Below are 22,793 nucleotides of genomic sequence, written 5' to 3'. Positions count from 1 at the left end.
TCATTTTCCTTTCAAAATGAACTTTGCTAAAATAAAATAAGCAAATATGATCACGAAGTTGAATGGAAGCTGACGAATCGGCTCCTTAGGAGGATAAAGATGACTGAAAGAAAAAAACTAGTATTGGTTGACGGAAACAGCCTGGCTTACCGCGCGTTTTTCGCTCTGCCTCTTCTCAGCAATGAAAAAGGGATACATACAAACGCTGTGTACGGTTTTACCACGATCTTAATGAAGATGCTTGAAGAAGAAAAACCGACCCACATGCTCGTTGCTTTTGATGCGGGGAAAACGACATTCAGACATAAAACGTTTAAAGAATATAAAGGCGGCAGACAAAAAACGCCGCCCGAGCTGTCCGAACAGCTGCCGTTTATCCGCGAGCTCCTCGACGCCTATCAAATCTCAAGGTATGAGCTTGAAAACTACGAGGCCGATGATATTATCGGCACCCTTGCCAAGTCAGCGGAAAAAGACGGATTTGAAGTGAAGATTTTTTCAGGCGACAAAGACCTGACACAGCTGGCTACAGAAGGAACGACGGTCGCCATCACGAAAAAGGGCATTACAGATGTTGAATACTATACGCCGGAACATGTCCGGGAAAAGTACGGACTTACACCTGAACAAATCATTGACATGAAAGGGCTGATGGGAGACTCATCAGACAACATTCCAGGTGTGCCGGGCGTCGGCGAAAAGACGGCGATCAAGCTTTTGAAACAGTTCCATACAGTAGAGGAGCTGCTGTCGTCAATAGACGAAGTCAGCGGAAAAAAACTGAAAGAAAAGCTTGAAGAATTTAAAGAACAGGCATTGATGAGCAAAGAGCTTGCGACAATTACGACAGAAGCGCCGCTTGAAGTCACCCTCGATTCCCTCGGATACGAAGGTTTTGACAGGGAAGCGGTCGTCAAGATTTTTAAAGATCTCGGTTTTAACTCTTTGCTCGAAAGGATTGGCGAAGAGCCGGGAGAAAAAGAAGAAGAACAGTTTGAAGAGATCAACGTCACGATCAAAACAGACATCACGGATGATTTGTTTGCGTCACCGGCTTCACTCGTTGTCGAACAGCTCGGCGACAATTATCATGAGGCGCCGATCCTCGGTTTTTCGATCGTCAACGAACATGGCGCTTTCTTCATCCCGGAAGAGACGGCCGTTCAGTCGGACCGTTTTAAAGAGTGGGCCGAAGACGAGTCGAAAAAGAAATGGGTGTTTGATGCAAAACGCGCGGCGGTCGCTTTGCGCTGGCGGGGCATCGAACTGAAAGGCGCAGAATTTGACGTTCTCCTTGCGGCCTATATCATCAATCCGGGACACTCTTACGACGATGTTGCAAGCGTTGCGAAAGAACACCAATTACACATTGTCGCGGCAGATGAAGCGGTCTACGGAAAAGGCGCGAAACAGGCGGTGCCGGATGAGAAGGAGCTTGCCGACCATTTAGCCAGAAAAGCGAAGGCGATATCGCTGCTCCGCGAAAAGCTTCTTGATGAATTGGAGAAAAACGAGCAGCTCGATCTGTTTGAAGCGCTCGAAATGCCCCTCGCCCACATTCTCGGTGAGATGGAATCGATCGGTGTCCAAGTCGATGTCGACAGATTGAAAAAAATGGGGGAAGAACTGTCCGCCAAATTAGCGGAATACGAGAAGAAAATCCACGAGTCAGCAGGTGAAACGTTCAATATCAATTCACCAAAGCAGCTCGGTGTGATTTTGTTTGAAAAACTCGGGCTGCCTGCCGTCAAAAAAACAAAAACGGGCTATTCGACTTCAGCCGATGTGCTTGAAAAACTGCGCGACAAACACGTCATTATCGAAGATATTCTGCACTACAGACAGATCGGCAAGCTCCAGTCCACATACGTCGAAGGACTTTTAAAAGTAATCAAAAAAGACAGCCATAAAGTGCATACCCGCTTTAATCAAGCTTTAACACAGACGGGAAGGCTCAGCTCAACCGATCCCAATCTGCAAAATATACCGATCCGTCTTGAGGAAGGCCGCAAAATCCGGCAGGCGTTTGTCCCTTCGCAAAAAGGCTGGCTCATATTCGCTGCGGATTACTCCCAAATCGAATTGAGGGTTCTCGCCCACATTTCAAAGGATAAAAATTTGATTGAAGCGTTCACGAACGATATGGACGTTCACACGAAAACGGCGATGGATGTTTTTCATGTATCAGAAGAAGAAGTCACCCCTGCGATGAGGAGGCAGGCGAAAGCCGTCAATTTCGGAATCGTCTACGGAATCAGCGACTACGGCTTGTCGCAAAACCTGGGAATTACAAGAAAGGAAGCGGCCGCGTTTATTGAGCGCTATTTCCACAGCTTCCAGGGAGTTAAAGAATACATGGAAGAAACCGTTCAAGAAGCGAAACAGAGGGGCTATGTGACGACTCTTTTAAGCCGGAGGCGGTATATACCGGAATTGACGAGTCGGAATTTCAATCTGCGCAGCTTTGCCGAACGGACGGCAATGAACACGCCGATCCAGGGAAGCGCCGCAGATATCATTAAAAAAGCGATGATCGACATGGCGGACAAGCTGAAAGAAAAAAATCTCCAGGCCAAACTGCTGCTGCAGGTTCACGACGAATTGATTTTTGAAGCGCCTGAAGATGAAATCAAAGTGCTTGAAAAACTGGTTCCGGAAGTAATGGAACATGCATTGGAGCTCGATGTTCCGCTGAAAGTGGACTGCGCTTCAGGGCCTTCATGGTACGATGCAAAATAGAGAAAAGGAAGTGATGATGTGCCGGAATTACCAGAAGTCGAAACGGTCCGGCGCACTCTTGCCGGGCTTGTAAGAGGGAAAACGATCGATGCGGTTGATGTCAGATGGACAAAAATCATAAAACGTCCGGAGGAGCCTGAGGAATTCGCAAGGCTCCTGGCCGGTCAGACGATTCAGTCGATCGGAAGAAGGGGAAAATTCCTGTTGTTCCATCTTGATGATTGTGTCATGGTTTCCCATTTGAGAATGGAAGGAAAGTACGGGCTTCATCAAAACGATGAACCCCTTGATAAACATGTACACGTCATTTTCAGGTTTACGGACGGAAGCGAGCTGCGCTACCGGGATGTCAGAAAGTTCGGCACGATGCATTTGTTTAAGCCGGGAGAGGAACTGACGGAGCTGCCTCTCAGGCAGCTCGGTCCCGAACCTTTCAGCGAGGAATTTACAGCCGGTTACTTAAGAGAGCGCCTGAAGAAAACAAACCGCTCAGTGAAAACCGCACTGCTCGATCAGCGGACAGTGGTCGGACTGGGCAATATTTATGTCGACGAGGCTTTGTTCAGAGCCGGTATCCATCCCGAGACAACAGCGAACAAGCTCACAAAAAAACAGACGGTTCTTCTTCATGAAGAGATCGTTCAAACGTTAAAGGAAGCTGTTGAAGCAGGGGGAAGCACAGTCAGATCTTACATCAATTCACAAGGTGAAATCGGCATGTTCCAGCTCAAACTTTTCGTTTACGGCCGGAAAGATGAACCTTGTAAAAAGTGCGGATCTCCAATTGAAAAAACAGTCGTTGGCGGAAGGGGCACGCATTTTTGCATAAAGTGCCAGAAAAAATGACAATCGCATAAAAGGGACAACAGCAAGCCGTATCATGGTTCAAGCTGTCGATGCATACGCTCCATATAGCTGTTAAAAGCAAGCTTTAAGGTGTGATGTTTCTTTTTCGGGTAAACAACACACGGATGGTTTTCTTCTTTCATATATATAAGAAGCCTAGAAAGCTGCCTTTAGGCTGCATGACTTAACCGCTCGCATCAACAGAAAGGAAGAGCCTGATATGATGTTTGCATCTTTCTTGCTGCTGGCATTTGCCGTCAGCTTGGACAGTTTTTCAGTCGGATTTACTTACGGATTGCGAAAGTTGAAAATCCCCTTTAAAGCGATTTTGATTATTGCTTTTTGCTCTGGTGCCGTGATGTATATTGCCATGATGATCGGAACCCTTTTGGCGAAATTTCTGCCCGTTGTCGTAACAGAAAGGCTCGGAGCCGTCATATTAATGGGGATCGGCGCATGGGTGCTGTATCAGTTTTTCAGGCCGGAGAAAGAACAGGATCTTGTCTTCTCTGAAAAAACGCTCATCAACCTTGAATTGAAATCGCTCGGAATCGTGATACACATTTTAAGAAAACCGACAAGCGCCGACATTGATAAATCAGGAATCATTACCGGTATAGAAGCTTTCCTTCTCGGTTTCGCCCTCTCTATTGACGCGTTCGGAGCAGGGATCGGCGCGGCTGCGCTCGGCTTTTCCCCTGTACCGATGAGCATTACGGTAGGCATCATGAGCTCATTGTTCGTATTTTGCGGAATACAGGCGGGGCGATTTTTATCGAAATGGAACTGGATGGATAAACTGACCTTTCTTCCCGGTATATTGCTGATTATGATCGGCATCTGGAAACTGTAAGAAGGAGGTGCAGGCCTTTGACATTGGTCATCGGGTTGACCGGAGGGATTGCCAGCGGCAAAAGTACTGTCGCGCAAATGTTCCAGCAGTGCGGCATCACAGTCGTCGATGCGGACGTAATCGCGAAAGAGGCCGTTGAACAAGGGATGCCCGCTTATCAGAAAATCGCTGAGACATTTGGTCAAGGCGTGCTGCTTGAAACAGGCGGTATCGACCGGAGAAAACTTGGAGAAATTGTTTTTACTAACGAAGAAAAGAGGATGCAGTTAAATGCGATCGTCCATCCGGAAGTGAGAAAAATGATGATCAAACAGCGCGACGAAGCCATCCGGGCCGGTGAACGGTTTGTTGTTCTCGATATTCCGCTTTTATATGAAAGCGGGCTTGAACATTTGACAGATAAAGTGATCGTCGTCTGGGTGCCGATGGAGCTTCAGCTTGAGCGGCTGATGAAAAGAAACCGGCTCACTGAAGACGAGGCGCTGAACAGAATTCACGCCCAGCATTCTCTTGACGAAAAAAAGAAAAAGGCAGACGCGGTGATCGATAACAGCGGCAGTCTGAAAGATACAGAAGGGCAGCTTCATCAGCTGCTTGATACATGGTCAAATATTGAAAAGTGAGCGCGAAATTGCGCTCACTTTTTTATTAGTCGTTGTTAAACTGGCTGTAATTCGCATAATACAGCGCGGTGCGTTGTGCACCTGCATACCGTTCGGCAAAAGCTTTGGCATTGCCTGCCTTCATCGTCCGATAGCTGTAGTTGGATGAAGGTTTCCAGCTTGTTTCAGGCGATTTCTGTCCTTTTATCGCCGGATATGATCCGACATCTTTAAATGAGCCGTCTCCGTAATCATCAAGTATGCCTTTCTCGCTGCCCGTACCGAAGTAATTGGCTTCAGAATAAATTTTGGCCAATGTCGTTATCGTGAAGCCTAGATGGTAATTGTTGATATAATTGTTTTTCACATGAAAATGGCCGTAACGCATCAACCCGGGCGCCCTGACATAGAGATTCTCAAAGCGGTTGTGGCTGATTGTCATCCGCGGATATCCATTATATATACTGTGGTATTGCTTGTCATCTTGAGGCCAGCCGAGAATCAAGCCGTACCTGTGGTCTGTGAATGTGCTGTGAGACAGTGTGACGTAATCGGCTTTAGCGCCGATGTATAAGAGCTTGTCGAGATCGTGACCGTTTGCTGAATAGCTGTGGCCCTGGAATGTGACATGGTCAATCCAGTAATTCCTCGAATCTGTAATGTAAACAGGGATGTCGTTGTTTTCATTTATGAATGCATCATGTGCAATGATCAGATTTTTGAAAATCACGTTGCCTGAGTCCGTTTTTGTTTTAAAGTAAATGTTGTTCAGCTTATGTTTTTCATACGAGCCGATGATTGTTTTATTGGCACCCACCGTCAATACCGTTTTGGCTGAAGCGCCGATATTGCTGGAGACGACAATGGTGCGGGGCGTTGAACCTCCAATATTGGCTTTCAGTTCGCCCAGATTGTTGACATAGACGACTTTTCCAAACAGGCCGCCGGTTGTGCCTGTTTTCTGCTTGCCATTCGATTCCTTTGCATAGCCCGCGAAACCTTCGAGACCGTCGCTTGGAAGCTTCCACTTTTGGACGGAGCTGCCTGTATATTTGGCAAGCTTCACTCCGTTGCCGTCCAGTGTCAGGGCAAGGCTGTTGTTTTGCGCACTGACGATTTTATACGTGATAAAGTCTCCGTTTCCGTCTTTGTCAGCCCCGATAATATTCCACAACTCTTCTTTTCGTGAATTGTCATAGTAGACTACAGCGGGATTATTGTTTGACAACGCGTAATGGGAAGGGATGATAATTTTGCCGTTATCCATATTTCTGATTTTGAACTGTTTGCCGTCAGACGTATCCAGCCTCCATCTTTCTGCTTTTTCCCCGCTCATCTGTTTTGCTGTTAGCGGTGCATTATCTTGATTCCCGGCGGGCGTGATGTTTATGCCTGATAAGCTTTCCAGCCTGATCATCTGTTTCGGATAATCTTCGTTCGCCGCGGAAGCGGCTGCTGTTCCTATAAAAAAATAAATGCCGGCCGCAGCCAAAAAAGAAATGATAAAATATATGTTTTTGGTCAGTTTCATGGTTGTCCTTTCTTGAAGACACTGCCTTCTGTCGTGTGAAAATTTGGCGCCGTTGGAAATTGTAGCACTAAAGATGTATTTGAAATATATGCTTTAATGCCGATTTTTTCTAGTTCTTTGTTCATTGTTTCACAAAAACCCCGTAAATTTGCTGTAAAAGAAACAAATGGTATGGCTAATTAAAAATAATGTGTTATACTTATTTTGAATAAATCATGATGTGGAATGACATAAAATAAGGGGTGCATATTTGATGAAAGTGAAAGTTGCGATAAACGGATTCGGCCGGATCGGCAGAATGGTGTTTAGAAAAGCGATGCTTGATGAACAGATTGACATTGCAGTGATCAATGCGAGCTACCCTCCGGAAACGCTCGCTCATTTAATAAAGTATGACACAAATCACGGCCGATATGAGCTTGATGTAAACGCTGGAGACGATTGCCTGTTCGTTAACGGTAAAAAGGTCATGCTGACCAATCAGAGGGACCCTAAACTTCTTCCGTGGGCGCAATACGGGATCGACATCGTCGTAGAAGCGACGGGGAAATTTAACGCGAAGGAAAAAGCGGAAGCTCATATTGAAGCCGGCGCGAAAAAAGTTATTTTGACAGCGCCGGGGAAAAATGAAGACATCACAATCGTGATGGGCGTCAATGAACGCGAATTTGATGCGGAGCGTCATACGATTATTTCAAACGCTTCCTGTACGACGAATTGTCTCGCTCCTGTCGCAAAAGTGCTTGATGATGCATTTGGCATTGAAAACGGCCTGGTGACCACTGTTCACGCATTTACAAATGATCAAAAAAATATTGATAATCCGCACAAAGACTTGAGAAGGGCGCGCGCCTGCGGTTCTTCGATCATTCCGACAACGACAGGCGCCGCGAAAGCGCTGTCACTTGTCATGCCACATTTAAAAGGAAGAATGCACGGCCTGGCCCTGCGCGTTCCCGTCTCAAATGTGTCACTCGTTGACCTTGTGGCTGATTTAAAAAGCGATGCGACGGCAGAAGATATTAATGAAGCGTTCCGAATGGCGGCGGCAGGCTCGATGTCCGGGATCCTCGATGTATGCGATGAACCGCTTGTCTCATCCGATTTTAATACGAATCCATACTCGGCGGTGATCGACAGCCTTTCAACAATGGTGCTTGAGAACAGAAAGGTGAAAGTGCTCGCATGGTATGACAACGAATGGGGATATTCGTGCAGGGTTGTCGATTTAATCAGATACGTGGCTTCAAGAATGAAACACCCTTCGGCTGTATAAAATAAGAGCATGGACGGATAAAAAATAAATACCCCTTAACCATCAAATGATAAAACCGCCTTGCAAAAAATATTCAAACAAAGTATACTATTTTTCGTGAACTTCTAGTTCGTGAGCGCTTCGGCATTACTTAAAGGGTTAGGACCTCTCCGGACTAACTTTCCCCCGTGGTAAATGACCGGTTCAGTTGCTTGGAAATTCACTTTTCTAATTCTTGTTAAGGGGGGTCCATGCTATGGAAACAATGGGGCGTCACGTTATCTCCGAACTGTGGGGATGCGATTTTGATAAGCTGAATGACATGGATTTTATTGAAAAAACGTTTGTAAATGCGGCACTGAAGTCAGGTGCTGAGGTACGTGAGGTAGCCTTTCATAAGTTTGCACCTCAAGGTGTAAGCGGGGTTGTGATCATTTCTGAATCTCACTTGACCATTCACAGTTTTCCTGAACACGGATATGCCAGCATTGATGTTTATACTTGCGGAGATTTAGATCCGAACGTAGCTGCCGATTATATCGCAGAAGAATTAAGAGCAGAAACAAGAGAGAACATTGAAATACCGAGAGGCATGGGACCTGTTCAGGTGAAACAGGCCAACGCCAAAGCACAGGCACTTTAATGCCCATAGAGGAGCTGGATGAAAAAGCGGACACCGCTTTTAAAATCCGCTCCTTTTTCTTTCCTCTCGCGACAATCCCCGAAACATATTCTCCCCGGCATTCTCTTGCCCTAATTTGTTTTCCCTTGGAAATCAACCATTTTTTTAATAAAATATAGAGAAGAAAGACAAAGGGGACAGGGGATATGAGTCTTTTTCAAAACATTCACCGGTTTTTTTCTACACACGCCGAAACGTCTGACCGCCATCCTTCGGACAAGCTGAAGAGCCGCTATTATAAAGCGGCGTCAAAAGAAGCGCTCAATGCTGTAAAGGAAGTGCTGGAAGGCCTTGACGGCTGTAAGGTGACATCGGTGTCGGAAGAAAGAGGAGAAATCAGCGCCGAGGTGAAAAAAACGAGAAAAGCTTTTGTGGTGGCGACAGTCGTGTCGATTCGCCCTTTTGATACAGCGGTGGATTTTAATGTGTCAACGGAAACGTTTTTGCCGACCGATTTTGGCTACAGCCGCGGGCTTGTCTCGACGCTATACAGCGAACTGGACGGAAAGCTGCAGAAATCTGTACATTCAAACAATTGAATAGGGAGCTGAAAAAATGAAATGTCCAGCATGTCAGCATAACGGGACGAGGGTTTTGGACTCCCGTCCCGTTGACGAAGGCAGATCGATTCGCAGAAGACGCGAATGCGAATCATGCAACTATCGATTTACTACATTTGAAAAAGTGGAAGAAATTCCGCTCATCGTCGTAAAAAAAGAAGGAATCCGGGAAGAATTCAGCCGCGAGAAGATGCTCCGCGGTTTGATCAAAGCGTGCGAAAAACGCCCTGTCGCCTTAAAGCAACTTGAGGATATTTGCTTTGAAATTGAAAAAGAGCTTAGAAATCAAGGCGTTGCTGAAGTGAAAAGCGATATGATCGGAGAAATGGTGATGGACCGGCTTGCGAAAATCGACGAAGTCGCATACGTCCGGTTTGCTTCAGTATACCGCCAATTTAAAGATATTAACGTATTTATCGACGAGCTGAAAGACTTAATAAAGAAAGAACGGTAAAGAGCTGTAAATTAATCCAGCTCTTTTCTCATGATAAAACCACGGTCGTGTGACATGAAGGCCTGAAAAAGGTGTAAAATGAGGACAAGAAACAAAGTGGAAGGTTGACAAAAGATATGAGTAATTATTGGAAAGACTTGCTTCCTGTCGATCCGTACGTTGTCAAAAGCTGCGGATTGCTTCAGGACTTGGACCGGCAAATTGTCACGCTATTGTATCAGCCTCTAATCGGCTCTTTTTCATTCAGCTTGTTTCTCACGCTGTGGGGGGAACTGGAGCAAAACAGAGTCTGGGGGAAAAGCTCGACTCACAGACAGCTGATGGCGGCGATGCAGACCAACCTGAAGACGATTCACTCAGAGAAGGAAAAGCTTGAGGGAATCGGACTGTTGAAAACTTATATGAAAGAAACGGAAGACGAGCGTTTGTTTATATATGAATTGATTCCGCCGCTCAGACCGGATGAGTTCTTTCAGGACGGCATGCTGAATGTCTTCTTGTACAACCGCGTCGGAAAAGCGAGGTTTCAGCAGCTGAAAGAATACTTTTCCCACCCGTCTGTTCCCGAAGAAGCACGGGATATCACCCGTTCTTTCAACGAAGTTTTTGCATCTGTCCAGCCGAGCGAATGGAAGATGTCTGACGATATGATCGAAGCGATGGAGCTTCGCGAAGATCGTGAATGGATGAAAGAAGGGAATGGCAAACCGGCGGCGGTCACAGACGACGCCTTTGACTTTCAACTGTTTCTCGCCGGTTTATCCGACACGCTTATTCCGAGAAAAGCGCTGTCAGACCAAGTGAAGGAAACGATTAAAAAGCTCGCCTTTCTCTACGGGATCGAACCGCTTCAGATGCAAAACGTCGTCATGTCAGCCGTTGATGAGCACGATACGATCACGACAGAAGCGCTCAGAAAAGCGGCGAGCGACTGGTATCAGATCGAGCGCAGCGGCCCGCTTCCGGAACTCGTCGACAAAGTGCAGCCGATGAATCTCCGCGAACAGCCGAATCAACAGTCGTCAACGAATGCCAAGGAAGACAATTTGATTGCTTTGCTTGAGCAGGTATCGCCGAAAAAGCTGCTGCAGGATATCGGCGGCGGAGCGGAACCATCCAAAGCCGATCTGAAAATTATAGAAGAAATAATGCTTGACCAAAAATTAGAGCCCGGCGTCATCAATGTTCTGATTTATTATGTCATGCTGAAAACCGATATGAAGCTTTCGAAAAATTACACCCAAAAAATAGCTTCTCACTGGGCCAGAAAAAACGTTCGCACGGTTAGAGAGGCCATGAAGCTTGCGAAAGAAGAAAACCGCCAATATCTTGAATGGGCGGAAGGGAAGAAAAAGCCTTCCCGGAACAAGAAAGTCATCAGGGAAGAAAAGCTGCCTGACTGGCTTCGGGAAAGTGACGAAGCCGACAGCAAACCGCTCGAAACAGAGCCGGCCGGTTCCGTAACGAGAGAAGGCTTTGACCAACAGAAGCAGAAGCTGCTCGAAGAAATAAAAAAACTGAAAAACCATTCCGCTCTTTAATGTGAGGTGAAGATGATGGAGCCGATTAAACGCGCTTTGCAAGGCGTGACGACGAGACCCGATTTTCAAAAACGCCTTGAAGATATGAAAGAAAAAGTGCTCTCTGACAAGGATGTTCAGGAGTTTTTAAACAGCCGCCAGTCAGAAGTGGATCAAGGAATGATCGACAGGAGCCTAAACAAGCTTTATGAATTTACACAGCAAAGCAAAGCATGCCAAGACTGCCCGAGTCTGAAAGAGTGCAAAAACCTGATTCAAGGTTATCATCCAAAGCTTGTGATGAACGGAAAAACGATCGATGTTCAATATGACAGGTGTCCGGAAAAAAAGGCAGCGGACGAGAGGGAAAGACAGCGGTCGCTGATTAAAAGCATCTATATTCAACAGGATCTCTTGAATGCTACGTTTGCCGATATTGACGGAGATGATCCGAGCAGATTAAAGGTCCTTCAGCTTGTGACGGGCTTTTTGCATGACTATAACGAAACGGGAAAGGGAAAAGGCATCTACGTCTACGGGAAGTTCGGGGTCGGAAAAACCTTTATGCTGGCCGCCATCGCCAACGAGCTTGCGGCAAAGGACCATCCATCCATTCTCGTCTATGTCCCCGAATTTGTCAGGGAACTGAAAAATGCGATACACGATCAGTCGCTTGAAGAAAAGCTTGAGATGGTCAAGTCTACGCCGATTCTAATGCTCGATGATATCGGTGCGGAGTCCATGTCAAGCTGGGTGAGGGATGAGGTGCTTGGCGCCATCCTTCAGCACAGAATGTCTCATCAGCTGCCGACGTTTTTCTCTTCCAACTTTGACCCTGATGAACTGAAACACCATTTCACCTATTCGCAAAGGGGCGAAAAAGAAGAGGTGAAAGCGGCAAGGCTGATGGAGAGGGTGCTGTATTTAGCGACACCTGTCCGGCTGGACGGGAAAAACCGACGTTAGTAATCACATGATCCCGAGCTTCAATTACGGAGATGAAGAAGATGCAAAAAAGAACCTTGGCCAAATGGACGGTTATCGCCGTAATCGCGGCGGCCGGACTATGGTTGAATGCGAAATATCTGAATCTGAGCCCCGCTCATATAAGAGAAGGCGTCTTATCCTTCGGGATTTTCGCCCCGCTCATCTATATCGGATTATTGATGATCCGGCCGTTTTTGCTGCTACCTGCTTCCGTTTTCGCCGTCAGCGGGGGCCTCGCATTCGGTCCGCTGTTTGGCTCTTTGTATTCTTTTATCGGTGCGGCGGGCGGTGCATTTTTGTCATTCGCTGTTGCATACAGGCTCGGCGGAAACCTTCAGCACATGCCGCTGAAGCTTGACAGCCTGCGGACGCTTTTGCGGAAAAACGGCTTTTTCTGCATTCTGCTCTTGAGGCTCGCGCCGATTCATTTTGACGCGGTTAGCTATGCGGCAGGCGTGTCAAAAGTGAAGCCCCTGTCGTTTGCCCTGGCGACGGCTGCGGGCATCATTCCGGGCACCGTTATTTTAAATGTGCTCGGGTCAAGCCTCTTGACCGGCGACATCATAGCAATTGCAGCTACAGCGGCAATTTACTTGATATTCATTACCGTGCCTCTTTTGTTCAGAAAAAAAGTGCAGGCGCTCCTCGATTAAGGGCTCATCCTTTTTTTACGTCTATTTTATTTGTCACCCCCATATACATGTATCAGATGTTGTTAGGGGGGACAAACATGCTTGAAATTACATTTGAAGATGATTATGATACAGCCGCGTTTTTGCATCTCCTTCGCAATGCGGATGCGAACCGGCATATCAAGATTCACGAAGCACCAGGGAAGATCGGAATTGAAAAGACCCATTCCTCTGTCAGTATTCAGGCCTATATTGAGCCGGTTCTGACGAGATTTTTTACAGAATGCAAAGAAGACGAATACATGCTTTCGGTTATTGAAGGCGATTATTACTTTTTGGACCGGGATGAACAGCAGCAGATTCTTCAACTGGCCCACAGCATTATGGAGGGCGAACTTGAAGGGCTTCCTCTCAACAAGGACGACACCCCTCGCGAACATTACATCATTCAGGAGCTCCAAACGATTTGTCTTGAGGAAAACGTCTTTTCCATTCGGTCTTTTATGACATTTCGCCTCGGGAGGTATTATGAACGCCTCAGGTCTTATGTGGAGGCGGCAATTGACGAGTATAAAATGGAACAGGAATATCAGACATTCATTCAATCGCTGAGAGACTACGTCATGTCGAAAGAGCCGATGCTTGACCATGTCCGCATTGTGCACGACGGTTATTTTGTATTGTGGGAATTAAAGTATATTTCTGAACGGGAACAAAAAAAATACATAGACAGGCGGTTCGTAAGAGAACACCCGATGTATATTGATTCCCATCTCCTGGCTCCGCTCGTATCGATTGCGCCGGAAAAAATAGACCTCTATACAGAAGACCGGGAACACGCCATGGTTCAGACCATTCAAAATATTTTTCAGGAGCGCGTACGGATTCTTTCGCTTGACGCCTTTCATCCGCGAGAAAACATTTTGGAAGAGCATTCTTGATTTTGTGTGAAAAACGATTTATAATACGATGTAAACTTAAAGATATTATGTATCGATAAGGACATGAAAAGATGAACACCGGTTTGACAGAGAGGGAGACCACGGCTGAAAGTCTCTTAAGCCAAGGAGCATTTTTTTACCGCCTTTGAACATCAGTTGTGAACGGCAATGTGTCTAGTAATGACTGACGGGACTTCCCGTTACAGAACCGAAAGCCGAGAGCGCGACGGGTTTTTTGCGTTTTCGGGAAAAAGGGTGGAACCACGAATTCCGTTTATTAATCCTCGTCCCTTTCATAGGGGGACGGGGATTTTTTATTTTGTAAAAAAAAGGAGTGACTAGGATGTCAGATATGGTAAAAATCAAATTTCCTGACGGAGCGGTTAAGGAGTTTGCAAAAACGACGACAACAGAAGATATCGCGGCATCAATCAGTCCCGGCTTAAAGAAAAAATCAATAGCGGGGAAATTAAACGGCAAAGAAATCGATCTGCGCGCACCGATCCTTGAGGACGGCGCCATCGAAATCATTACAGAAGGCAGCGAAGAAGCGCTTGAAATCATGCGCCACAGTACTGCACACTTAATGGCCCAGGCGATCAAGCGCCTGTATAAAAACGTGAAACTCGGCGTGGGTCCGGTCATTGAAAACGGCTTCTACTACGATGTGGATATGGAAGAAGCGCTGACTCCGGAAGACCTTCCGAAGATTGAGAAGGAAATGAAAAAAATCGTTGGCGAAAATCTGCCGATCGTAAGAAAAGAAGTCAGCCGTGAGGAAGCCAGAGCCCGGTTTGCCGAAATCGGCGATGATTTGAAATTGGAACTGCTTGATGCGATTCCGGAAGGTGAAACGGTATCGATCTATGAACAAGGCGAATTCTTCGATTTGTGCCGCGGTGTTCACGTTCCTTCGACAGGAAAAATCAAGGAGTTCAAACTGCTGAGCCTTGCGGGAGCATACTGGCGCGGAGACAGCAACAACAAGATGCTCCAGCGCATTTATGGTACGGCTTTCTTCAAAAAAGCGGAGCTTGATGAGCATCTTCGCCTCCTTGAGGAAGCAAAAGAACGCGACCACAGAAAGCTCGGAAAAGAACTGAAGCTGTTTGCGATTTCGCAAAAGGTAGGGCAAGGGCTGCCGCTTTGGCTGCCAAAGGGTGCAACCATCAGACGCGTCATCGAGCGCTATATCGTTGACAAAGAGCTTGCGCTCGGCTATGAGCACGTGTATACCCCTGTCCTTGGCAGCAAAGAACTTTACGAAACGTCAGGGCATTGGGATCATTATCAAGACACAATGTTCCCTCCGATTGAAATGGACAATGAAACATTGACGCTTCGACCGATGAACTGTCCGCATCATATGATGATTTATAAAAACGACATTCACAGCTACCGTGAACTGCCGATCCGGATCGCGGAGCTCGGAACGATGCACCGCTACGAAATGTCAGGCGCTCTCTCAGGTCTGCAGCGTGTTCGCGGGATGACTTTGAATGACGCGCACATTTTCGTCCGTCCCGATCAAATTAAGGAAGAGTTCATCCGCACTGTCCGCCTGATTCAGGAAGTGTATGAAGACTTTGGCCTTGAGCAGTACTCATTCCGCTTGTCTTACCGCGACCCTGAAGATACAGAGAAATATTACGATGACGATGAAATGTGGAACAGAGCGCAATCGATGCTGAAGGAAGCGATGGACGAGATCGGACACGATTATTACGAAGCCGAAGGGGAAGCGGCGTTCTACGGACCGAAGCTTGACGTTCAGGTCAAAACAGCAATCGGAAAAGAGGAAACACTGTCAACTGTACAGCTGGACTTCCTTCTTCCTGAAAAATTTGATCTGACATATGTCGGAGAAGACGGAAAACCTCATCGTCCGGTCGTCATTCACAGAGGTGTCGTTTCCACAATGGAACGGTTTGTCGCTTTCTTAATTGAGGAGCATAAAGGCGCATTGCCGACATGGCTTGCCCCTGTTCAGTTCCAGGTCATCCCTGTATCGCCGTCCGTGCATCTTGACTACGCCAAAAAAGTTCAAGAGCGCCTGCAGCGTGAAGGACTTCGCGTTGAAGTCGATATCCGTGACGAGAAAATCGGCTATAAAATCCGTGAAGCACAGATGCAAAAAATCCCGTACATGCTTGTCGTCGGCGACCAGGAAGTTGAAAACGAAGCCGTCAACGTCCGCAAATACGGAGAGCAAAAATCAGAAACAGTTGCCTTTGCAGACTTCATTAAAAAAGCCGTTGCAGAAGCAAAGAAATAAACGAGAAAAAAGCATGATTCCCGCTCGGGAGTCATGCTTTTTTGCTTAGTTTGTCGGCTGTTTTTCCGCGGAGGATATCGAACAGTTCGCTCAAATGGCTGATTTCGTGATCGGGTGTAAGGTCAGTTTCATTCTTTTTGCCTTTGCGGTTGACCCAGACGGTTTGAATGCCCGCTCTGGAAGCCCCGAGAATGTCGGTGTTCAAGTTGTCTCCGACCATCACGGCATCATCCTTTGTCATGCCGAGGAGGCTGAGGCAGTGTTCAAATATGCTTGGATCAGGCTTTCCTTTTCCGAATTCACCGGAAATGACGATTTCATTAAAATAAGGAGCAAGTTCCGGTACGCCTGCCAACTTTTCTTTCTGCAGGCTCGGATCGCCGTTTGTCAGCAAAAGAAGCTCTACTTTTCCTTTCAGTTCATCTAAAACGGCAAATGTTTCTTCATACACGAAAGGGCTCTTTCGGCGCACTGCGGCGAAATATTCGCCGAGTTCTTCCCCGAAGGCGGGATCGTCGATGCCAAACGCCTTCAATCCGTTTGTCCATGCGTTTTTTCTGTATTCAGGAACAATTTTGTTCAGTTTTTGAAAGCCTTCGCTGATCGGCTCGCTGAAGTTTGACCACAGGCCTTCAAATGGGTTGATGCCGATCATGACGGTGTATGGATATGTTTCATAAGACGTGTAAAGCTTTCGCGCTGCTTCGCGGACCGCTGCTTCAAATTCTTCCGCATGGATTCCGTATTTTTCTTCAGCTTTAAGACACGTTTTGGAAAATGCTGTGCTGACGCTTTTTTCATCCCAGAGCAATGTATCGTCTAAATCAAAAAATACGGCTTTCATGATCTTCTCCTCTGCCATTAATTTATAGAATTCTCTTATTTATTTTACAATAGATTAAATGGATGTGAAAGAAATGAATTTAAGAATGTGATGTAATGCAGTGTCAAAGTGTGAAAGCTTCTCGAATATGATAGAATGAAACGGGTTTCTATTGTTTGGAAATGCAGGGGATTTTTAAGATGCATCTTATGTTCGTGATAACGGGCTCACATGCGGACAGAAGAAGCAGATACAGTGTAGAAATGGAAGGAATGGTTTTGTGAAAAAACGATGGATATTTTGGTGGATTTGCAACATATTTTGGATGGCCGTTTTTGTAATGGGGACGGCTCTCGTGTGGCTGAGAGATGTTGATGGCGCCGGTGTTACTCAAACGCCTGAGCTTAAATTAATAGCGTTTATCGTTTTATTGATTGCATTTATATTTCCATTCATTATTCAAGTTGTGTGGCTGATTGTTAATTTGAAAACGGGTAGCAGCAAATAAGGTAAAGGCAGCAATTGTTTGCTGCCTTTTTTATTTTGTAAAGCATGCCGCGTCAAAGTGTGAATAAAAAGAGGTATGATAGAATAAGAGCAAATTCCGATACAGAAAGAAAGCAAGGGGAAGTACATGATTCAACTCATGATCATGATGCTGGAGAGAGTGGGGATCATCGTTATCCTGGGCTTTATGTTGGCCCATATGAAGGTGTTCCGTCAGCACCTCCAGCATCCGGAAGGGTATAAGGGAAAAGGGGTTCTCATCTTCATTTTTTCCCTGTTCAGCATCATCAGCAACTATACAGGCATTGAAATCCGGGAACATAAGATTTTGAACAATGATTGGATTTTTGCGATCGATCCATCAAGCTCGATTGCCAATACGAGAATTCTCGGTGTCGAAATCGGCGGTCTGATCGGAGGGCCGTTTGTCGGAGCGGGTGTCGGGCTATTGTCAGGCATTCACCGTTTTTCACTGGGAGGGACGACAGCTTTGAGCTGTGCGGTTTCTTCACTGCTGGCTGGCGTCATCGCCGGTTATATCGGCAGCTTTTTCAGGAAACGGCATCAGATGGTGACACCAAGGGTAGCCGCTCTGGCGGGTATTTGTATGGAGGGTCTGCAAATGCTGATGATTCTCGTACTTGCAAGACCGCAGGCTGAGGCTATTGCGCTCGTTCAGATGATCGGCATTCCGATGATGATTGTCAACGGGACGGGCAGCTTTATTTTTCTATCGATCATTCAGTCTATTATCCGCAAAGAGGAACAGGCGCGGGCCGTTCAGACCCATAAGGTGTTTTCGATAGCGGATCAGACGCTTCCTTTTTTCCGCCGGGGACTGAATGAGGATTCCTGCAAAAGCGCCGCTCTCATTATTCACCGGATGACGGGGACGGATGCCGTATCGATTACGGACAGAGAGAACATTCTCGCTCATGTCGGAGATGGAGCAGATCATCATATTCCTTCGAAAAATCTGATCACCGGTTTATCGAAAAAAGTCATTCAAACCGGAAAGGTCATGAAAGTGAAGTCGCGCGATGAAATCGAGTGTGCGCACCGTTCTTGTCCGCTGCAGGCGGCGATCGTACTGCCGCTCTTCTCCAACCGCGAAACAATCGGCACGCTGAAGCTGTACTTTAAGCATCCGTCCGGTCTTAACCGTGTGACGGAAGAGCTCGCCGAAGGGCTTGCCATGCTTTTTTCCACTCAGCTAGAACTCGGTGAGGCTGAGCTGCAAAGCAAGCTTTTGAAAGATGCCGAAATCAAGGCGCTTCAAGCGCAGGTCAATCCGCACTTTTTATTTAATGCCATCCATACGATTTCTGCTCTGTGCAGGACAGATCCCGAAAAAACGCGGAAACTCCTCCTGCAGTTGAGCGTTTATTTTCGTTCCAATCTGCAGGGAGCCAGGCAGCTGATGATTCCGCTCTCAAAAGAGCTGAACCACCTGGAAGCCTATTTATCATTGGAGCAGGCCCGGTTCCCTGGCAAGTATCATATTGATTTTCATATCGAGGACGGTCTTGAAAGCATGGAAATTCCTCCATTTATATTGCAGCTGCTTGTTGAAAACGCGCTTCGCCATGCATTCCCGAGAAAACAAAAGGTATGCACGGTAAAAGTATGCGCTGTGAGAGAGCAGGACGGCGTTTTGATGAAAGTGTCAGACAACGGCAGGGGAATTGATCCCGAGCTGCTTGGACAGCTGGGACAGGCGCCCGCACCTTCAAAAGAAGGGAACGGGACGGCGCTTTACAATGTGAATCAGCGGCTTACCGGTTTGTTCGGGCACCAGGCTGCCCTCGAGCTTGCCAGCGAACCTGATAGAGGAACAGAGATATCCTTTAAGATTCCTTTTCAAATCGAAAGAGAGGGGAACAGAGATGCTCAAGGTATTAATCGTGGATGATGAAATGTTTGCGCGAGACGAGCTGAGATATTTATTAGAGCAGACCGAAGAAGTGGTTGCGGTCGATGAAGCTGAACATATCGAAGAAGCGTTTGACAAAATGGCGGATCACAAACCTGATATTCTTTTCTTGGACATCGATTTGTCTGGGGAGAACGGTTTTGACATTGCGAAGCGGCTGAAAAAAATGTCGGCGCCTCCGGCTGTCGTTTTTGCGACCGCTTATGATGAATATGCGCTGAAAGCATTTGAAGTGGATGCGGTCGATTATTTGACAAAGCCGTTTGATGAGGAGCGAATCAGACAGACGATCCAAAAATATAAAAGGATGCGTCCCGGCCATCAGGAGGGGCAGCAGCTTGCGGGCCGCCACAGGCTGGCTCTCAGCATTGACGAAGCGATCGTCATTCTCGATCCGGACGAAATCGTATACGCCGGGTTAGAAGACGGACACGTCACAGTGAAAACCTTTGATCAGGCATACACGGTTCACGATACATTAGTCGTTCTCGAACAAAAGCTTTCACAGACGGCGTTGATCAGGGTGCATAGAAGCTTTCTCGCAAATATGGATCATATTAAAGAAGTCAAACCCTGGTTCAATTCGACATACAACCTCCTGATGAAAGACGGCTCCACGATTCCTGTCAGCCGTACATACGCGAAAGAGCTGAAAAAACGGCTGCATATGGTGTAAAAAATGATCAGCGGCGGTGAAAGACTGAATTCGTCATTCACCGCCGTTTTTTAGCACTGAAGCCCGGGCCGTCCCGCTTCTATGGAGAATGTGGCATAAGTTGAGACTGGGGCGCCGGGCCGTGTGATATAAGGAAGAACCTGAAAGTCGGCTTCAAGCTGCCGGGGCGTCAAGCGGCAGCGAACATAGCCGCGCTGCGCATTGTACAGTTTGACATGCGGGTTTCCGAGCCAGATCGGCGCCAATGAATCGGTCTCGCTGCCGTCAGCGTCTGAAGATATCGAAGTTGTGATCAGCTCGGTTCCGATTGTCGCTGAGCCCGCATCGTCGAAGTTCTCCTTTAAGTCGGCAGCGGCATGTCTGTGAATATCTCCTGTCAGCACAACGGGGTTTTGGATGCCGTATGCCTTGTATGCGGAAAAAAGCCTGTCGCGGCAAGCGGGAAAACCGTCCCACTGGTCTGTGCTGTACTCAACTCCGGGGCCTGTATCGCGGTCGATTTGAGCCAGGACGACTTGCTGGACTAAAAAGTTCCACACCGTGTCAGACCGGCTCAAGCCGTTAAAAAGCCAGCGCTCCTGGTCAAATCCGAGTATGGAGCGTGACGGCTCAAGCCGTTCGGCCTCATTTGCCGGAAAATTATTGCGGTACTGCCGGGTGTCCAGAACATTGAATTCAGCCAGGTTTCCATAGCGGAACCGCCTGTACATCAGCATGTCAGGCCCATTTGGAATCGATGTGCTGCGGATCGGGATATTTTCGTAGAAAGCTTGGTACGCCGCTGCGCGCTGCCGGAGAAAATCGTCCGGAGATGTGTTGTATTGGGAATGGATGCCGGCATAATTGTTTTCGACCTCATGGTCATCCATCGTCACAACCCAGGGAGCCAGCGCATGAATGGCCTGGAGGTCCGGGTCTGTCTTAAAAAGAGAATATCTGAGTCTGTATTGGCTGAGCGTGACGGTTTTTGCGTTATGGGCAGCAGATAAAGTCACATCGCGGAAAAGATTTTTAGCATTAATGGCATATTCGTAAATATAGTCTCCGAGGAAAAAAACAACGTCCGGATGGTCTTCGGCCATATGCCGGTAAGCTGTAAAATATCCGTGGTACCAAGCTTGGCACGAGGCGAGAGCGAACGACATTCCCTTAATGTCGGCGTGCGGGGAAGGCGCTGTTTTTGTACGGCCTGTCCGGCTGATTTCCCGTCCCGCTTTAAACCGGTACCAATAATAGCTTCCTGGTTTTAAGCCGTTCACTTCAACATGAACGGAGTGGGCGAGCTCAGCGAGCGCTGAGACGGTCCCGCGCTTCACCACTTTGCGGAAATGTTCATCTTCGGCTACTTCCCACTGAACAGGGACGGCTCTGCCGGGCATTCCCCCTAAACCGTCTTCGGCAAGCGGATCGGGGGCAAGCCTCGTCCAAATGACAACCCCGTCGGGATGCGGGTCACCTGAAGCCACTCCAAGCTTGAATGGATAATCTGCAAATCGGGGCGCGCCGGCGGCGATCGAAGCGTCTTCAGGCATCAGGCCGCGTCTTGCTAAAGATGCGAATTCGCCAGCCGGAACAAAGCGCCCTCCTCTTGAATGGTTCATGAGTCAGAGCCTCCTCATCAATCGTTTTCTCATTAACCACTATACGATCTGTTTTGCTCCATTAGCACATTCTGGAATTTAAATAATTGTGAAGAATGTGCAAAGCCGGAAGAATAATTTGCATTTCAGCGTCCCGTTTCTGCAATTGAAGGGCGGTATCCGGCAAGTTATTTTGAAAACGCTTTTTTGGCCGGGGCCTTTTTATATAATGAACCCAACACAGCCAAAGAGGTGAACGAAATGAAGGGGAAAAAAGAATATGGCTTTTTAACTCAGGCATTTATTTTTGCTGTTATGATGTTTGTTTCAAACGGAATCGCCGCGATTCTGCCCATCCCGATTCCTCCGTCTGTCATCGGCTTGGTGATGTTGTTTGCATTGCTGTGTGCGAACGTACTGAAGCTGGAACAAGTCGAATCGCTTGGCACGGCGCTCACTTCGCTGATCGGTTTTTTATTCGTTCCGTCGGGTATATCAGTGATGAACTCGCTCGGTGTCATGGAGAAATACGGGCTGCCGATCGTCCTCGTGATTTTCCTGGCCACCGTCATTCTGCTTGCAGCGACAGGCTTGTTTTCACAGTTCATCCTGTCTGCAAGCAAAAAGGACCGTCAGGACAACCGGGGTGAACCTGCCAAAAAAACAGCTTCTTGAATCAATAGGAGGTTATTAACGCTATGACACCTTATTTCGGTATCGTCGTTTCACTGGCCGCATTTGGCATCGGCACTTTTTTATTTAAAAAATCAAATGGTTTTTTCTTGTTCACGCCTCTGTTTGTCGCGATGATTCTTGGGATCGTATTTTTAAAAATCGGCGGTTTTTCATATGAGGACTACAAGAGCGGCGGAGACATCATTAAGTTCTTTTTGGAGCCCGCCACGATTGCGTTCGCCATTCCTTTATACAAACAGGTGGAAAGCTTGAAAAAATATTGGCTGCAAATCCTTGGCGCCATTATTGCGGGCTCTGTCTGCTCGGTTGCTGTCGTCTATCTAATCGCAAACGCGCTCCATCTTGACGGAGCCGTCATGAAAAGCATGCTGCCTCAGGCCGCCACGACCGCGATTGCGCTTCCTTTATCAAAAGGGATCGGCGGCATTCAAGATATCACGGCCTTCGCCGTCATCTTTAACGCAGTGATCGTCTATGCGCTCGGCGCGCTTTTTTTGAAGATCTTTAAAGTGCAGCATCCGATCGCCAAAGGGTTGGCGCTCGGAACATCAGGACATGCCCTCGGCGTCGCCGTCGGAATTGAAATGGGGGAAGTCGAAGCGGCAATGGCGAGTATTGCAGTTGTCGTCGTCGGCGTCGTGACCGTGTTTGTCGTTCCGTTATGTGTCCAAATGATCGGCGGATAGAGCCGGTGAAAGAAA

General features: G+C 47.3%; 21 protein-coding genes. 18 read left to right on the top strand and 3 right to left on the bottom strand.

The annotated features are described in order from the left end of the window. Window positions 1–99: 99 nt before the first annotated feature. The 4 genes from polA to coaE all read left to right on the top strand — a co-directional run bounded on the left by polA (window position 100) and on the right by coaE (window position 5,061). Window positions 100–2,739 (top strand): DNA polymerase I, encoded by a 2,640-nt coding sequence (polA, locus tag MHH76_RS15480; RefSeq protein ID WP_020452550.1) that lies wholly within the window; start codon window positions 100–102, stop codon window positions 2,737–2,739. A gap of 18 nt (window positions 2,740–2,757) precedes the next feature. Beyond that, window positions 2,758–3,585: a DNA-formamidopyrimidine glycosylase gene (mutM, locus tag MHH76_RS15475; protein WP_023855481.1), complete on the top strand. Its 828-nt coding sequence runs from the start codon at window positions 2,758–2,760 to the stop codon at window positions 3,583–3,585. 220 nt (window positions 3,586–3,805) lie between these two features. Beyond that, entirely contained in the window at window positions 3,806–4,438 is a 633-nt protein-coding gene (gene ytaF, locus MHH76_RS15470) for a sporulation membrane protein YtaF (RefSeq protein WP_009329359.1), read from the top strand. 17 nt (window positions 4,439–4,455) lie between these two features. Beyond that, on the top strand, window positions 4,456–5,061 hold the full coding sequence (gene coaE, locus MHH76_RS15465; RefSeq protein WP_035338188.1) for a dephospho-CoA kinase: 606 nt from the start codon (window positions 4,456–4,458) through the stop codon (window positions 5,059–5,061). A gap of 25 nt (window positions 5,062–5,086) precedes the next feature. On the opposite strand, the gene MHH76_RS15460 is transcribed toward coaE, so the two are convergent. Next, window positions 5,087–6,307 carry a pectate lyase gene (locus MHH76_RS15460; RefSeq protein WP_230588705.1) on the bottom strand — a complete coding sequence of 407 codons (1,221 nt, stop codon included), beginning with the start codon at window positions 6,305–6,307 and terminating at the stop codon, window positions 5,087–5,089. Between the two features lie 517 nt (window positions 6,308–6,824). On the opposite strand from MHH76_RS15460, the gene MHH76_RS15455 reads away from it, so the two are divergent. From MHH76_RS15455 to thrS, 9 genes are all read left to right on the top strand, one after another. Beyond that, a complete protein-coding gene (locus MHH76_RS15455) occupies window positions 6,825–7,847 on the top strand; it encodes a glyceraldehyde-3-phosphate dehydrogenase (RefSeq protein WP_020452546.1) in 1,023 nt (340 codons plus the stop codon). Window positions 7,848–8,082: 235 nt separating this feature from the next. Then, a complete protein-coding gene (speD, locus tag MHH76_RS15450; protein WP_020452545.1) occupies window positions 8,083–8,469 on the top strand; it encodes an adenosylmethionine decarboxylase in 387 nt (128 codons plus the stop codon). Window positions 8,470–8,654: 185 nt separating this feature from the next. Next, on the top strand, window positions 8,655–9,047 hold the full coding sequence (locus tag MHH76_RS15445) for a hypothetical protein (protein ID WP_020452544.1): 393 nt from the start codon (window positions 8,655–8,657) through the stop codon (window positions 9,045–9,047). A 16-nt stretch (window positions 9,048–9,063) separates the two neighbouring features. Next, complete coding sequence (nrdR, locus tag MHH76_RS15440; protein WP_020452543.1) at window positions 9,064–9,522, top strand: transcriptional regulator NrdR; 459 nt, start codon at window positions 9,064–9,066, stop codon at window positions 9,520–9,522. Between the two features lie 116 nt (window positions 9,523–9,638). Beyond that, window positions 9,639–11,063, top strand: coding sequence for a replication initiation and membrane attachment family protein (locus tag MHH76_RS15435; protein WP_023855478.1), 1,425 nt, complete (start codon window positions 9,639–9,641; stop codon window positions 11,061–11,063). A 15-nt stretch (window positions 11,064–11,078) separates the two neighbouring features. After that, window positions 11,079–12,008 carry a primosomal protein DnaI gene (dnaI, locus tag MHH76_RS15430; RefSeq protein WP_043054429.1) on the top strand — a complete coding sequence of 310 codons (930 nt, stop codon included), beginning with the start codon at window positions 11,079–11,081 and terminating at the stop codon, window positions 12,006–12,008. Window positions 12,009–12,049: 41 nt separating this feature from the next. Beyond that, window positions 12,050–12,682 (top strand): TVP38/TMEM64 family protein, encoded by a 633-nt coding sequence (locus MHH76_RS15425; protein WP_026579089.1) that lies wholly within the window; start codon window positions 12,050–12,052, stop codon window positions 12,680–12,682. A gap of 77 nt (window positions 12,683–12,759) precedes the next feature. Next, on the top strand, window positions 12,760–13,602 hold the full coding sequence (ytxC, locus tag MHH76_RS15420; protein WP_020452539.1) for a putative sporulation protein YtxC: 843 nt from the start codon (window positions 12,760–12,762) through the stop codon (window positions 13,600–13,602). Window positions 13,603–13,945: 343 nt separating this feature from the next. Further along, entirely contained in the window at window positions 13,946–15,877 is a 1,932-nt protein-coding gene (thrS, locus tag MHH76_RS15415; RefSeq protein WP_020452538.1) for a threonine--tRNA ligase, read from the top strand. 31 nt (window positions 15,878–15,908) lie between these two features. On the opposite strand, the gene MHH76_RS15410 is transcribed toward thrS, so the two are convergent. Then, the gene (locus MHH76_RS15410) at window positions 15,909–16,721 is read right to left on the bottom strand and encodes an HAD family hydrolase (protein WP_020452537.1); all 813 of its coding nucleotides are present in this window, start codon (window positions 16,719–16,721) and stop codon (window positions 15,909–15,911) included. Window positions 16,722–16,980: 259 nt separating this feature from the next. On the opposite strand from MHH76_RS15410, the gene MHH76_RS15405 reads away from it, so the two are divergent. From MHH76_RS15405 to MHH76_RS15395, 3 genes are all read left to right on the top strand, one after another. Next, window positions 16,981–17,208, top strand: a complete 228-nt coding sequence (locus MHH76_RS15405; protein ID WP_020452536.1) for a DUF3923 family protein — start codon at window positions 16,981–16,983, stop codon at window positions 17,206–17,208. A gap of 126 nt (window positions 17,209–17,334) precedes the next feature. Continuing rightward, window positions 17,335–19,119: a sensor histidine kinase gene (locus MHH76_RS15400; protein WP_059231047.1), complete on the top strand. Its 1,785-nt coding sequence runs from the start codon at window positions 17,335–17,337 to the stop codon at window positions 19,117–19,119. Beyond that, the gene (locus tag MHH76_RS15395; RefSeq protein ID WP_020452534.1) at window positions 19,094–19,816 is read left to right on the top strand and encodes a LytTR family DNA-binding domain-containing protein; all 723 of its coding nucleotides are present in this window, start codon (window positions 19,094–19,096) and stop codon (window positions 19,814–19,816) included. Before MHH76_RS15400 ends, MHH76_RS15395 begins: the two co-directional genes overlap by 26 nt. 50 nt (window positions 19,817–19,866) lie before the next feature. Here the strand turns inward: MHH76_RS15395 and MHH76_RS15390 are convergent, their stop codons facing one another. Beyond that, complete coding sequence (locus MHH76_RS15390; protein ID WP_043054427.1) at window positions 19,867–21,417, bottom strand: alkaline phosphatase D family protein; 1,551 nt, start codon at window positions 21,415–21,417, stop codon at window positions 19,867–19,869. 240 nt (window positions 21,418–21,657) lie between these two features. On the opposite strand from MHH76_RS15390, the gene lrgA reads away from it, so the two are divergent. Continuing rightward, entirely contained in the window at window positions 21,658–22,071 is a 414-nt protein-coding gene (gene lrgA, locus MHH76_RS15385; RefSeq protein ID WP_020452532.1) for an antiholin-like murein hydrolase modulator LrgA, read from the top strand. 23 nt (window positions 22,072–22,094) lie between these two features. Next, window positions 22,095–22,778 carry an antiholin-like protein LrgB gene (gene lrgB / locus MHH76_RS15380; protein WP_020452531.1) on the top strand — a complete coding sequence of 228 codons (684 nt, stop codon included), beginning with the start codon at window positions 22,095–22,097 and terminating at the stop codon, window positions 22,776–22,778. Window positions 22,779–22,793: the final 15 nt, after the last annotated feature.

Source organism: Bacillus sp. FSL L8-0193 (assembly GCF_037976065.1).
GTDB lineage: Bacteria > Bacillota > Bacilli > Bacillales > Bacillaceae > Bacillus > Bacillus paralicheniformis.
This window is presented reverse-complemented; position numbering and strand designations above follow the sequence as displayed.

Excerpts from the sequence above, each read along its gene's own strand:
- lrgA (WP_020452532.1), top strand. The coding sequence starts at position 21,658 with ATGAAGGGGAAAAAAGAATATGGCTTTTTAACTCAGGCATTTATTTTT.
- MHH76_RS15445 (WP_020452544.1), top strand. The coding sequence starts at position 8,655 with ATGAGTCTTTTTCAAAACATTCACCGGTTTTTTTCTACACACGCCGAA.
- ytaF (WP_009329359.1), top strand. The coding sequence starts at position 3,806 with ATGATGTTTGCATCTTTCTTGCTGCTGGCATTTGCCGTCAGCTTGGAC.
- MHH76_RS15410 (WP_020452537.1), bottom strand. The coding sequence starts at position 16,721 with ATGAAAGCCGTATTTTTTGATTTAGACGATACATTGCTCTGGGATGAA.
- MHH76_RS15435 (WP_023855478.1), top strand. The coding sequence starts at position 9,639 with ATGAGTAATTATTGGAAAGACTTGCTTCCTGTCGATCCGTACGTTGTC.
- MHH76_RS15460 (WP_230588705.1), bottom strand. The coding sequence starts at position 6,307 with ATGGATAACGGCAAAATTATCATCCCTTCCCATTACGCGTTGTCAAAC.
- speD (WP_020452545.1), top strand. The coding sequence starts at position 8,083 with ATGGAAACAATGGGGCGTCACGTTATCTCCGAACTGTGGGGATGCGAT.
- lrgB (WP_020452531.1), top strand. The coding sequence starts at position 22,095 with ATGACACCTTATTTCGGTATCGTCGTTTCACTGGCCGCATTTGGCATC.
- MHH76_RS15400 (WP_059231047.1), top strand. The coding sequence starts at position 17,335 with ATGATTCAACTCATGATCATGATGCTGGAGAGAGTGGGGATCATCGTT.
- MHH76_RS15455 (WP_020452546.1), top strand. The coding sequence starts at position 6,825 with ATGAAAGTGAAAGTTGCGATAAACGGATTCGGCCGGATCGGCAGAATG.
- polA (WP_020452550.1), top strand. The coding sequence starts at position 100 with ATGACTGAAAGAAAAAAACTAGTATTGGTTGACGGAAACAGCCTGGCT.
- dnaI (WP_043054429.1), top strand. The coding sequence starts at position 11,079 with ATGGAGCCGATTAAACGCGCTTTGCAAGGCGTGACGACGAGACCCGAT.
- thrS (WP_020452538.1), top strand. The coding sequence starts at position 13,946 with ATGTCAGATATGGTAAAAATCAAATTTCCTGACGGAGCGGTTAAGGAG.
- ytxC (WP_020452539.1), top strand. The coding sequence starts at position 12,760 with ATGCTTGAAATTACATTTGAAGATGATTATGATACAGCCGCGTTTTTG.
- MHH76_RS15425 (WP_026579089.1), top strand. The coding sequence starts at position 12,050 with ATGCAAAAAAGAACCTTGGCCAAATGGACGGTTATCGCCGTAATCGCG.
- MHH76_RS15395 (WP_020452534.1), top strand. The coding sequence starts at position 19,094 with ATGCTCAAGGTATTAATCGTGGATGATGAAATGTTTGCGCGAGACGAG.
- MHH76_RS15390 (WP_043054427.1), bottom strand. The coding sequence starts at position 21,417 with ATGAACCATTCAAGAGGAGGGCGCTTTGTTCCGGCTGGCGAATTCGCA.
- nrdR (WP_020452543.1), top strand. The coding sequence starts at position 9,064 with ATGAAATGTCCAGCATGTCAGCATAACGGGACGAGGGTTTTGGACTCC.